The following is an 11,606-nucleotide window of genomic DNA, read 5'->3' as shown; positions in this document are numbered from 1 at the left end:
CCCTGCCGGTGGGCGCCCGAGGACCACCCTGGCGGCTGGAGTGCGCTCCAGGTCAAGCCGTCGTCTCACCAGGGGAGTACGCCGTACCCGCCGCCGGCGTCCATCTGGAAGCCCCACAGCAGCCCGCTCGGGCCGTCGGCCGGCAGCGTCGCCAGGTGCACGCTCACCTCGGCGCCCTGCTCGGGCGTGCGGAAGCCGTTGTTGCCGTTCAGGTCGGTGGCGCAGTAGCCGGGGTTCGCCGCGTTCACCTTGATCGGGGTGTCGCGCAGCTCCTTGGCGTACATGGCGGTGAGCATGTTCAGCGCCGCCTTCGACGACGGGTACGGCACGGAGGTCAACTCGAACAGCGCGCCGTCCGGGTCGGTCATCACCGCGATCGAGCCGACCTCACTGGAGACGTTGACGATCCGCGCCGCCGGCGACCGGCGCAGCAGCGGCAGCAGCGCGTTGGTCACCGTCACCACCCCGAAGACGTTCGTCTCGTACAGCTGACGCAGTGTCGCCACTGTCGTCTCGCTGGGCAGCCCCCGCGCACCGTCGGCGCGCACGATGCCGGCGTTGTTGACCAGCACGTCCAGCCGGCCGTACTCCGCCTCCACCCGCTTCGCGGCGGCCGTCACCGACTCCGCGTCGGTGACGTCCAGTGGCACGTACACCGCGTCCGCGCCGCCGTCGCGCAGCTTCCGCTCGGCGGCCCGACCCCGCTCGGCGTCGCGCGCGCCCACCAGGACTGTCATCCCGAGGCCGCCGAGCTGTCGTGCGGTGGCGAAGCCGATTCCCTTGTTGGCCCCGGTGATCAGGGCGATCGTGTTCGTCATGCCGTCGAGCCTCACCCCGGCGACGGCCTGGGGACAGGGACGGGCCGAGCCTGGGACCGGCGGTACCACCCTGGCCGACTCCGTCCGGGGCATGCTGGGGGGATGACGAGCAGCGGCCTGCGACGTGACGAACTGGCGGCGTTCCTGCGCACCCGCCGCGCCCGCCTGAGCCCCGCCGAGGTCGGCCTTCCCGACGGGACACGTCGGCGCACCCCCGGGCTGCGTCGACAGGAGGTCGCCCAACTCGCCGGGATGTCGATCGACTACTACATCCGCCTGGAGCAGGGCCGTGGGCCGCACCCGTCCCGGCAGGTGCTCGCCGCGATGGCCCGGGCGCTGCTGCTGAGCCGCGACGAGCGCGAGTATCTGTTCCGGATCGCCGGTGAGCATCCGCCCGCGACAGTGGGCCCGAGCCGGGAGGTGAGCCCCGGGCTGCGGCACCTGCTCGACGCGATGACCGAAGCCCCCGCGTACCTCGTCGACGCCGCCTACCACGTGCTGGCCTGGAACCGTCTGGCCACGCACTTCGTGGGCGATCTCGCGACCGTGCCCGACGCCCGGCGCAACATGATCCGCTGGACGTTCCAGCAGCCGATGACCGACGCCCACTGGGCCGATGCCGACGTACGCCGGTTCGTGCACAGCACGGTGGCGGATCTGCGGGCCGCCTACGGCCGCTATCCGGCGGACCCGGCGATCCGGGAGCTGGTCACCGAACTGCTCGGCACCTCGCCGCACTTCGCTCGCCTGTGGGCCGAGCACGACGTCGAGGAACGTCGTCCCATCGTGAAGCGGGTGGCGCACCCCGAGCTGGGGCCGCTGGAGTTCGAGTGCCGGGTGCTGCTGGTGCCGGAGACCGAGCAGCGGTTGATCGTCTACGTTCCCGAGCCCGGCTCGCCGACCCAGGCGGTGTTCCGCCGGCTCGCCGAGCGCGTCGGCTCGTGAACGTGCGAGAACGAGCGCTGCCGCCCGGTCAGATGACCGAGCGGCAGCGCCGTCATTCGAGCGTCAGCGGGGTACGTAGGCGAAGGTGTCCGGGTTCGGGCCCTGCCGCCCGGCCTCACCCTTGTCCAGTGCCGTGATCCGCTCCATCGCCGTGTCGTCCAGCTCGAAGTCGAAGATGCGGGTGTTCTCCTCGATCCGCTTCGGCGTGGTCGACTTCGGGAAGATGATGTCGCCGCGCTGCACGTGCCACCGCAGCACCACCTGCGCCGGGGTGCGGCCGAGCTGCTCGGCGATGTCGACGACCGTCGGGTCGTCGAGCACCTTGCCCTGCGCGATCGGCGACCACGCCTCGGTGAGGATGTTGTGCTCGCGGCCGTAGGCGCGCACCTCGTCGTTGCCGAAGTAGGGGTGCGCCTCGATCTGGTTGACCGCCGGCACCACGCCCGCCTCGTCGGCCAGTCGCCGCAGGTGCGCCACCTGGAAGTTCGACACGCCGATCGAGCGGGCCCGACCGTCGCGCTGGAACTCCTCCAGCACCTTCCAGGTCGAGACGTAGTCGCCGTCGTACAGCGTCGGCAGCGGCCAGTGGATCAGGAACAGGTCGATGTAGTCCATCTTCAACGCGGCAAGCGTCGAGTCGAACGCCTTGCGGGCGTCGTCCGGGCGGTGGAAGCCGTTGTTCAGCTTGCTGGTCACGTAGACGTCACCCCGGTCGAGGCCGGACACGCGGATCGCCTCGCCGACCTCGGCCTCGTTGCCGTACATCTCGGCGGTGTCGATGTGCCGGTAGCCCGTCTCCAGGGCCGTGGTCACCGCCGCAACGGTGTCCTTCGGCTCGATCTGGAACACCCCGAAGCCGAGCTGCGGGATGGTGGTGCCGTCGTTCAGGCTGATGTCAGGAATCGTGAGTGCCACTGCGGCTCCTTCGCGTCTTCGTTATCCGTCATCCATACCCGGGCGGGTGGACGATCCACCGTCCAACGCGAGGTGACGAGCGCAACGTCGGGCCGGTTCACCCGGTCGTGTCGAACAACACCGGCCAGGGTCGCGCCGCCGGCACCGAGGGCGGCGTGGGCGGCGCCGGCTCGGCGACGGCCAGCACCTCGGCGGCGATCTGCCCGACCATCGGGGCCGCCGGATGCGCCGACCGTTGCGGCCAGACCGCCGAGGTGCGTTTCGTCAGCGAGGCGTCGGCGATCGGCCGCCACGCGATCCGGGGTTCCCGGCGTGCCAGCGCCGCCGGCTCCACGGCCACCCCACCGCCGGCCAGCACCAGCCCGAACAGGAACTCCGGATTGCGCGCCGGCCGCACCCGCGCCGGCCGCCACCCGTGCCGCCGGCACACCGCGAGCAGGTGGTCGTGCCAGCCCGGCGCGGTGGCCCGGGGCGCGGCCACCAGGTCGAGGCCGGCGAGCGCCGCGAGCGGCACCTCCCGGCCGCGGGCCAGCGGCGACGTCCGCGGCAGCAGTACCCCCAGTGGTACGTCCACCGGGGCCCCGAAGCGCAGCCCGTCCGCCTCGACCGGATGGTGCACGAGCCCCACGTCCAACCGCCGCTCGGTGAGCATCCGCACCTGCTCGGCGGTGGTCAGCTCGTGCAGCTCCACGTCCAGGCCGGGCGCTCGGCCGGTGAGCTGGTCGAGCAGCGCGCGCAGCGTCACCGCGGGGGTCTCCGGCGGCACTCCGGCCCGCAGGATGCCCAGCTCGCCCGCGCGGACCTGCCCCATGAGGTTGCGCAGCCGGCCCTCGCCGGCGAGGAGTTCCTCCGCCTCGGCGAGCAGCAGACCGCCGGCGGTGGTGAGCCGCACCTGGCGGCGGGAGCGGTCGAACAGCTCGACCTCCAGCTCCCGTTCGAGGCGCTGGATCGACTGGCTCAACGGCGGCTGGGCCATTCCGAGCAGTTCGGCCGCCCGCCCGAAGTGCAGCTCGTGGGCGACCACCACGAAGTGCCGCAGGTGCCGGAGCAGGTCCACGGCCGGACCCTACGCCAGCGGCGGACCACCGCCACTGGATACCGTGCCCGGGTGGATGTGGGGGAGCGGATCGAGGCCATCTTCGCGGGCGTCGGGGTGACGGCCAGCCTGCACGCCGTCGACTTGGACGCGGTGGACGTCGACGCCGTCGACCCGGCCGGAATGGACCGGCAGGTCGGGGTGCGTGCCGACGAGCAGGTGGTGATCGCGTCGATCTTCAAGATCCTGCTGGTGCTGGAGTTCGCCCGGCAGGTCGACGCCGGCCAGCTCGACCCCACCGAACGGGTCCTGGTCACCGCCGCCGACCGGCTCGGCGGGTGGGGGCTGGCCGGCTGCGTCGACGACGCCGAGGTGTCGCTGCGCGACCTCGCGTACTTCGCCATGTCGGTGAGCGACAACACGGCCGCCGACCTGCTGCTGCGCCGGGTCGGCCCGGACCTGCTGCCGATGCTCGCCGCCGAGCTGGGCCTCACCCGCACCCGCGTTCTCGGCGGTCCTCGGGAACTGGTCGAGATGATGCTCGCCGACGTGGGGGCGCGGACCGAGGCGGAGTTCGCGCGGATCTTCCCGACCCTGCCGGCGGAGCGGGTCCAGGCCATGCGGGTCTTCGACCCCGCGCACACCACCAGCAGCACCGCCCGGGAGATCACCCGGCTGCTCACCCTGATCTGGCGCGACCAGGCCGGCCCGGCGGCGGCCTGCGCGATGGTCCGCACCTGGATGGCCCGGCAGCTCTTCTGGACCCGGCTGGCCGCCGGCTTCCCGCCCGGCGTCCGGGTCGCCGGCAAGACCGGCACCCTGCCCGGCCTGCACCTGGAGGCCGGTGTCGCCGAATACCCCGACGGCGGCCGGTACGCCATCGCCGTCTTCGCCCGCGCCGACGAGCTGACCCCGCGCCGGATCGACGTGGACCTGGCGATGGGAACTGCCGCCCGGACGGCAGTCGAGGCGCTGCGCGGCGAGTGAGTTTCCGGGCGTCCGAGCGCCGAAGGGGGACCGCTGAGCAGGCACGATATGCGGTGACGTATCGGAGCTGAAGGCGTTCGATCTTGGACCGGGGCGCGGTGGCGCTGGTTGGCTCGTGCTGACCGATCACCCGAGCACGGGGAGTAGATCCGCATGTCCAACCTCGACCGTCGACGCTTCCTGCGCGACGCCGCCGCCACCACCGCCCTGGTCTCGGCCGGCGGTCTCGCCGCCACCTCGGCCACCCCGGCCCAGGCCGCGCCGCCGGCCGTCGCGCCGACGCCCGCCAGAGGCCGCACCGGCGCGGTCAGCTTCCGCTGGTGGGGTACGGCCGGCTGGCGCATCGACATCGCCGACCGGATCGTCCTGGTCGACCCGTTCCTCAGCCGGATCGACACCGGGCTGTTCAACCCCCCGTTCCGGACCGACGCCCCGTTGACCGTGCGCACCGACGTGATCGATCCGCGCGTCGACCGGGCCACGACCATCCTGGTCACGCACACCCACTGGGACCACTTCATGGACGTCCCGTACATCGCCGGGCGTACCGGCGCGCGGGTGTTCGGCACGCTCACCGCGTACCACCTGGGGTTGGCCTACGGGGTGCCGTCGACGAAGCTCAGCGCCGTCAAGGGCGGGGAGGTGCTCGACTTCGGCGACCACAGCATCGAGGTGGTCGGCTCGCTGCACAGCCGCAACGCGTCGTACTCCGTGGCCTTCCCCGGGGTGCGGGTGAGCCAGCCGGCGCAGCCGGCGACCATCGCCGACCTCCCGGAGGGCGACACGCTGGGCTACCTGCTGCGGGTCGAACGCGGCCCGTCGGTCTACTTCACCGGAGCCAGCGACGTCGCCGAGCGCAACCTCACCGGCCTGGCGCCGGACGTGGCGATGGTGGCCATGCAGAGCGCCACCACCACCGGCGACTACCTGCCCCGGCTGCTGGCCGGTCTGGACTACCCGAAGGTCGTCGTGCCGGTGCACTGGGACAACTTCGAGACGCCGTTGCAGAATCCGCCGGTCGTCGCGCCGGCCGACCGGGACCGACTCAACGACATGATCGCGGCGGTGCGTCGGATCTCGCCGCGCAGCCGGGTGCTGGTGCCCGAGTACGAGACCGCGTACCACTTCTGACCGGTTCCGGGCGGGCGTCCGCGCCCGCCCGGTCAGCCGGCGGCCATCTCCGCCAGGGCGCGCACCGACTTCCAGTTACGGGTGGTCGCCACCACGCCGAGCTTCTTCTCCAGGTAGGCGTTGGTGAACTTCGTCCGGCCGTAACCACCGTCGGGGAAGTGCAGGTAGACCTCCCGGCCGGTCACCGTGAACGATACGTTCTCACCGCCGGGCACGGCGAGCGCGTCCACCACTGCCTTCGCCGGAGGGGTCGCCAGGAACGCCACCAGCAGGAGCTTCGGATCGTCCTCGACCTCGGCGTACGGGTTGCCACCCGCCACCGCCGCCAACTCCCGGCCGCTGCGGACCAGCACCGGCACGGTCAGCCCCAGTTCGTCGGCGAGCGCCCGCTCGATGCCGGCGGCCAACTTCTCCGCGTCGCGCACGGTGCTGCCGAAGGCCACGTTGCCGCTCTGGAGGTACGTCTCGACCGCCTCGTGCCCGAGGTCGGTGACGATCCGGCGCAGGTCGGCCATCGCCAGGCGGGTGGTGCCGACGTTGACTCCGCGCAGCAGCGCGACGTACCGGGTCATGTCTCCTCCTGGGTGCACGGCCGACCGGCTCAGCGTAGGCCGCCCGGCCCCACCAGGCCCGTCTCGTACGCGACGATGACCAGTTGCGCCCGGTCACGGACCGCCAGCTTGGTCAGCAGCCGCCCGACGTGTGTCTTGACGGTGGCCTGGCTGAGGTTGAGGTGCGCGGCCAACTCCGCGTTGGACAGGCCCCGGGCGATCAGCGCCAGCACCTCCCGTTCCCGGTCGGTCACCCCGTCGAGCTGTCGGGGCAGCGGCCGGGTCGGCTCCGGCTGGCGGGCGAACTCGTCGATCAGTCGGCGGGTCACCGTCGGCGCGAGCAGCCCCTCCCCGGCGGCGACCACCCGGATCCCGGTCAGCAGGTCCGCCGGTGGGGTGTCCTTGAGCAGGAACCCGCTGGCTCCGGCGCGCAGCGCGCCGTAGACGTACTCGTCGAGGTCGAACGTGGTCAGGATGATGACCCGGGTGCCGGCCGTCGCCGGGTCGGCGCAGATCCGCCGGGTCGCCTCGATGCCGTCCATCTCCGGCATCCGAACGTCCATCAGCACCACGTCCGGCAGGTGCTGCCCGGTCAACGCGACGGCCTGCACGCCGGTGCCCGCCTCGCCGACAGTGGTGCAGTCCGGGCTGAGGTCGACAAGCAGCCGGAAACTGCCGCGCAGCAGCGCCTGGTCGTCGGCGATCAGGACGCGGATCACGCGGCCACCCGGTAGGGCAGGCTGGCCGTCACCGCGAAGCCACCGTCGGAGCGTGGGCCGGCGCGGAACTCCCCGCCGTGCAACGCCACCCGTTCCCGCATCCCGATCAACCCGTGCCCCTCCCCGCCGAGCAGGACCGGACGCTGGCCGTCGTCGGTCACCTCCACCCGCACCTCGTCGGGCAGAACGGTAACCGTGGCCCGGCACGCCGCCGGCGCCGCGTGTTTCACCACGTTCGTCACCGCCTCCTGCACGATCCGGTACACCGCGAGGCCCACCGACTCCGGCACCGCGCCGACCGGCTCCTCCCGCCGCACGTCGAGCCGCACGTCGACGCCGCCGATCGCCGCCTGCCGGGCGAGGACCGGCAACTCGTCCAGCCCGGGCGTCGGTGCGTACGGGCTGTCCGCGCGCAGGACGCCGAGCACGCGACGCACATCGGTCAGCGCGGTGCGGCCGGTCTCCTCGATGACCCGGAGCGCGGCGCCCGCCTCGCGGGGGTCGGCCTCGGCGACGTGGTTGGCGACGGCAGCCTTTACCACGATGAGGCTCAGCGTGTGCGCGACCACGTCGTGCAGCTCGCGCGCCACCCGCAACCGCTCCTCGGTGGCGGCCTGACGGACCAGCTGGTCGCTCTGCCGGGTGGCGAGGGCGCGTCGCTCCCGGATCAGCCAACCGATCACCCAGGCCGGCGCGACCATGACCGTGGCGTAGACGACCGCCCCGGTCCGCGACCAGAGGTCACCCGCGGTCAGCACCAGGGCGACGCTCACCAGAGCGAGACAACCGGCGGCGCAGAGCAGCGACCGGCGCGTGGTGGTCGACACGGCCACCGTGTAGAAGGACAGGCTGATGGCCACTGCCGGCGCGGCGGCGGCGAAGTTGGGGATCACGCCAGTGATCAGGGCGACGGTGGTGACCGCGCTGATCGCCACGGCGACGGGGATCGGCCACCGTCGCCGGGCGGCCAGCGGCAGCCCGATGGCCATCCCGACGAGCACCGACACCCAGAGCGGTTCGTCCACGCCCCCGTGCAGCGGCGACTCCAGCGCCGCGTACGGGCAGAGCAGCCCACCGACCGCCACGGCGAGCACGGCGTCCACGATGTACAGGTCCACCGGCCGCAGCCGCCGGGTCAGCAGGAGAGCTGTCACCTGTCAGACCGTATCGGCGGGGCGGCCCGGCCGCGTCCACCCGTGGGTGGTCATCCCCGAGGACGACCCGCGGAGGTTCGCGCGCCGTCGACTCCGCCCAGGGGAGGGCCGGAAAGTGCCCGCCCCGGCACGACGCGCCGCACCCCCCGTGTTCGGCACCGTGACGGTCATGACCACAGACACGGTGACCCTGACGGGGCTGCGGACGGTGTACGGCACCGGAGACCGGCGGGTGACGGCGCTCGACGGCGTGACCACCAGCTTCGCGGGCGGCACGTTCACTGCGGTGATGGGCCCCTCGGGCTCGGGAAAGTCCACCCTGCTGCACTGCGCGGCGGGGCTGGACCGCCCGACCGAGGGGGTCGTCACGATCGACGGCGTCCGCCTCGACGACCTCGGCGAGGACGAGCTGACCCGGCTGCGGCGCGACCGGATCGGTTTCGTGTTCCAGGCGTTCAACCTGGTGTCCACGTTGACCGCCGCGCAGAACGTCGAGCTGCCGTCGCGCCTGGCCCGCCGCCGCCCGCCGGCCGCGGACGTCGCCGCCGCCCTCGACGCGGTCGGACTCGCCGACCGGGCCGGGCACCGGCCGAGTGAGCTGTCCGGCGGGGAGCAGCAGCGCGTCGCCGTGGCCCGCGCGTTGATCACCCGTCCGGCCGTGGTGTTCGCCGACGAGCCGACCGGGGCGCTGGACAGCTCGGCGTCCCGGCAGGTGCTCCGGCTGCTGCGCGCGCTCGTCGACGACCACGGGCAGACAGTGGTGATGGTGACCCACGATCCCGCCGCCGCCGCGTACGCCGATCGGGTCCTCCTGCTCGCCGACGGTCGCGTCGTCGACGAGCTGACCGGCCCGATCACCGCCGCTGCCGTCGCCGCCCGGATCGCCGAGCGGGAAACCGTTCCGGCGGAGTCGTCGTGCTGAGCGTCCGGCGGTCGACCAGCGCGTTCGTGGCCGTCGCCATCGGGGTCGCGCTCGTCGCGGCGGCCACCCTCCTCCTCGCCTCCGGGCGTCCGCAGGTGCCGGACCGGTTGGCGCGGGCGGCGGTCGTGGTGCAGAGCCCCGAGGCGGGCGCGTCGGCCGACGCCTTCGTGCCGACCCGGCCCTGGTCCGCCACGGCGACCGCGGGACTCGTCGGCCGGCTGGCAGCGCTGCCCGGTGTCGCCACCGTGGTGCCGGACCGGACCTTCTACGCCCAGCCCCTCGTCGACGGTCGGCCCGTGGCCGCCGACACCCGACGGGAGGACGCCCACCAGGGGCACGGCTGGTCCAGCGCCCAGCTCGGTGGGCTGCGCCGCACGGCCGGCGAGCCGCCCCGCAGACCCGGCGAGGTCGTCGTCGACCGCGCGCTCGGGCTGCGGACCGGCGCACCGGTCACCCTGCTGACCGCCGCCGGTCCGGAGGCGTACACCGTCACCGGTCTGGTCGACGGGCCCGGCGTCCTTGTCGCGGACGAGGTCGCCGCCGCGCTCGCGCCCGGTGTCCGGGCCATCGGGCTGATGCTCGCGCCGGGAGCCGACCCCGAGCGGGTCGCCACGGCGGCGCGCGGAGTCGTCGGCGGCGACGGACAGGTGCTCACCGGTGCCGCCCGTGGTGCGCTGGAACCGCGGGGCGACGCCCGTACCCGGTGGATCGGCATGCAGGTGCTCACCGCCACGGCGGCCCTCGCCGGCTTCGTCACGGTGTTCGTGGTCGCCTCCACCTTCGCGTTCACCATCGCGCAGCGCCGCCGCGAGCTGGGCCTGCTGCGCGCCGTCGGCGCGACCGGACGTCAGGTCCGCCGCATGGTGTACGCGGAGGCGCTCGCCGTCGGCGCCGCAGCCGGGCTCGTCGGCCTGCTGGTCGGCGCGGCGCTCGCCCCGCTGCTGGGTCGGCTGCTCGTCGACGTCGGCTACGAACCGTCGACCTTCCGGGTCCGCTATGAACTCTGGCCGGTCGCGGTCTCGTTCGCCGCCGGGCCGGTGATCGCGCTGCTGGCCGTCTGGTCGGCGTCCCGCCGAGCGGCGCGGGTCCGCCCGCTGGAGGCGTTGCGCGAGGCCGCTGTGGAACAGCGCCCGATCGGGCGGGTTCGCGTCGCCGTCGGGGCGCTCCTCGTCGCGGCGGGGCTCGCCCTCAGTGTCGCAACGGCGACCGCCGACGAGGCCCGGATCGCCGCGCAGTACGCCCTGTACGCGGTGATGGCGCTGGTGGCCGGTGCCACAGTGCTCGCCCCGGCGGTGGTCGGGCCGGTCGTACGGCTGCTGCGGTCGCCGCTGCGTGGGCCCGGAGGCGCGATCGGAATGCTGGTCCGGGGCGGGGCGTTGACCGCGACCCGGCGGACCGCCGCCATCGCCGCGCCGGTGCTGCTCACCGTCGCGTTCGCGGTGCTGGTGTCCGGGATGGTGCGCACCACCACCGCCGCCTACGCGGCTGGTCGGGCCGACAACGTCAACGCCGGCTGGATCATGGTGCCCGACCGGGCACCCGGACTGTCGGACCGGGCCGTCGCCGCGACAGGTGGCACCGCCCTCCTGCCGACCACCGTCTACCGCACCGATCCCGGAAAATTGCCGGCGGACCGGCCGCTGACCGCGCTCGGCGTGGAGCCGGCCGGCTTCGCCGCCGCGAACCGGGCGCTGACCGTCGTCGCCGGCTCGCTCGACGACCTGCGCGGTGACGACACGGTGGTGGTCACCGAAGCGGCGAACCTGCGGCCGTCCGAGGCGTACGCGGTGGTCTTCGCGGACGGGACGTCGGTGTCGCTGCGCGTCGTCGCCGTGGTCAGCGACACCTCGATCCCCGGCGACCTGCTCGTGCCCCGGGCCGTGGTGCGTACGCACGACCCGTCGGCGCTCACGTCCACTGTGTACGCCCCGGACCGGATCGACCCTCCGGCCGGCGCGCGGGTCGTCGACGTCGCCACCTGGGCGGCCGAGGCGGACGCCGCCGAGGACCGTCTCGTCTGGCTCTTCACGTTGCTGCTCATCGGGGTGTCCGCCGGCTACGGCGCCATCGCGGTGGCCAACACGCTGCTGCTGGCCGCTGCCGGCCGCGCCGCCGACCTGCGGCTGATCCGGTTGGCCGGGGCGACCCGACGGCAGGTCCTCTGGCTGGTCACGGCCGAGTCGGCAGTGGTGGTCCTGATCGGCGCGCTGCTGGGTGGGGCTGTCGCGTTCGTCGGTCTGCTGAGCATCCGCGCCGGTCTCGCCGACCAGGTGGGTGCCCCCGTCGACCTGGTGGTGCCGTGGTCGGTGGTCGCCGGTGTGGTGGGGCTGTGCCTGCTGCTCGCGGCGCTGGCGAGCGCGTTGCCGACGTGGCGGATGATGCGGCACCGTCCCGCGCGGTCGCCGGTCGGCCTCGTCGGATGACCGCG

At 73.6% G+C, this 11,606-nt stretch carries 11 protein-coding genes; 5 read left to right on the top strand and 6 right to left on the bottom strand.

Annotated features, from left to right (window positions below; genetic code table 11):
- Window positions 1-65: 65 nt before the first annotated feature.
- Window positions 66-818: an SDR family oxidoreductase gene (locus tag ACLQ27_RS17105; protein ID WP_357493918.1), complete on the bottom strand. Its 753-nt coding sequence runs from the start codon at window positions 816-818 to the stop codon at window positions 66-68.
- Between the two features lie 102 nt (window positions 819-920).
- Between ACLQ27_RS17105 and ACLQ27_RS17100 the strand changes: the two genes are divergently transcribed.
- Window positions 921-1,763 carry a helix-turn-helix transcriptional regulator gene (locus tag ACLQ27_RS17100; protein ID WP_357573221.1) on the top strand — a complete coding sequence of 281 codons (843 nt, stop codon included), beginning with the start codon at window positions 921-923 and terminating at the stop codon, window positions 1,761-1,763.
- Between the two features lie 63 nt (window positions 1,764-1,826).
- Here the strand turns inward: ACLQ27_RS17100 and ACLQ27_RS17095 are convergent, their stop codons facing one another.
- Together ACLQ27_RS17095 and ACLQ27_RS17090 are read right to left on the bottom strand one after the other, a co-directional pair.
- A complete protein-coding gene (locus ACLQ27_RS17095; protein ID WP_425867570.1) occupies window positions 1,827-2,678 on the bottom strand; it encodes an aldo/keto reductase in 852 nt (283 codons plus the stop codon).
- Between the two features lie 97 nt (window positions 2,679-2,775).
- Window positions 2,776-3,735, bottom strand: a complete 960-nt coding sequence (locus ACLQ27_RS17090; RefSeq protein WP_357573219.1) for a LysR family transcriptional regulator — start codon at window positions 3,733-3,735, stop codon at window positions 2,776-2,778.
- A gap of 51 nt (window positions 3,736-3,786) precedes the next feature.
- On the opposite strand from ACLQ27_RS17090, the gene ACLQ27_RS17085 reads away from it, so the two are divergent.
- Together ACLQ27_RS17085 and ACLQ27_RS17080 are read left to right on the top strand one after the other, a co-directional pair.
- The gene (locus ACLQ27_RS17085; protein WP_357493926.1) at window positions 3,787-4,701 is read left to right on the top strand and encodes a serine hydrolase; all 915 of its coding nucleotides are present in this window, start codon (window positions 3,787-3,789) and stop codon (window positions 4,699-4,701) included.
- Window positions 4,702-4,854: 153 nt separating this feature from the next.
- Window positions 4,855-5,832 carry an MBL fold metallo-hydrolase gene (locus tag ACLQ27_RS17080; RefSeq protein WP_357573218.1) on the top strand — a complete coding sequence of 326 codons (978 nt, stop codon included), beginning with the start codon at window positions 4,855-4,857 and terminating at the stop codon, window positions 5,830-5,832.
- Window positions 5,833-5,864: 32 nt separating this feature from the next.
- Here the strand turns inward: ACLQ27_RS17080 and ACLQ27_RS17075 are convergent, their stop codons facing one another.
- From ACLQ27_RS17075 to ACLQ27_RS17065, 3 genes are read right to left on the bottom strand one after another with little or no spacing between them, the layout of a single operon-like run.
- Window positions 5,865-6,404: a DUF1697 domain-containing protein gene (locus ACLQ27_RS17075; RefSeq protein WP_357493930.1), complete on the bottom strand. Its 540-nt coding sequence runs from the start codon at window positions 6,402-6,404 to the stop codon at window positions 5,865-5,867.
- A gap of 29 nt (window positions 6,405-6,433) precedes the next feature.
- Entirely contained in the window at window positions 6,434-7,102 is a 669-nt protein-coding gene (locus ACLQ27_RS17070; RefSeq protein WP_234581547.1) for a response regulator, read from the bottom strand.
- Window positions 7,099-8,256 (bottom strand): sensor histidine kinase, encoded by a 1,158-nt coding sequence (locus ACLQ27_RS17065; protein WP_357493932.1) that lies wholly within the window; start codon window positions 8,254-8,256, stop codon window positions 7,099-7,101. Before ACLQ27_RS17065 ends, ACLQ27_RS17070 begins: the two co-directional genes overlap by 4 nt.
- 169 nt (window positions 8,257-8,425) lie before the next feature.
- On the opposite strand from ACLQ27_RS17065, the gene ACLQ27_RS17060 reads away from it, so the two are divergent.
- Window positions 8,426-9,178, top strand: coding sequence for an ABC transporter ATP-binding protein (locus ACLQ27_RS17060; RefSeq protein WP_357493934.1), 753 nt, complete (start codon window positions 8,426-8,428; stop codon window positions 9,176-9,178).
- A complete protein-coding gene (locus ACLQ27_RS17055; protein ID WP_425867566.1) occupies window positions 9,172-11,601 on the top strand; it encodes an FtsX-like permease family protein in 2,430 nt (809 codons plus the stop codon). Before ACLQ27_RS17060 ends, ACLQ27_RS17055 begins: the two co-directional genes overlap by 7 nt.
- Window positions 11,602-11,606: the final 5 nt, after the last annotated feature.

This window comes from Micromonospora sp. DT63 (genome assembly GCF_049841615.1).
Classification (GTDB): domain Bacteria; phylum Actinomycetota; class Actinomycetes; order Mycobacteriales; family Micromonosporaceae; genus Micromonospora.
Note: the sequence above shows the minus strand (reverse complement) of the source record. Positions and strands in the feature narration are given on the sequence as shown.

Coding starts and splice junctions, on each gene's coding strand:
- ACLQ27_RS17105 (WP_357493918.1), bottom strand. CDS start 818: ATGACGAACACGATCGCCCTGATCACCGGGGCCAACAAGGGAATCGGC.
- ACLQ27_RS17100 (WP_357573221.1), top strand. CDS start 921: ATGACGAGCAGCGGCCTGCGACGTGACGAACTGGCGGCGTTCCTGCGC.
- ACLQ27_RS17080 (WP_357573218.1), top strand. CDS start 4,855: ATGTCCAACCTCGACCGTCGACGCTTCCTGCGCGACGCCGCCGCCACC.
- ACLQ27_RS17075 (WP_357493930.1), bottom strand. CDS start 6,404: ATGACCCGGTACGTCGCGCTGCTGCGCGGAGTCAACGTCGGCACCACC.
- ACLQ27_RS17060 (WP_357493934.1), top strand. CDS start 8,426: ATGACCACAGACACGGTGACCCTGACGGGGCTGCGGACGGTGTACGGC.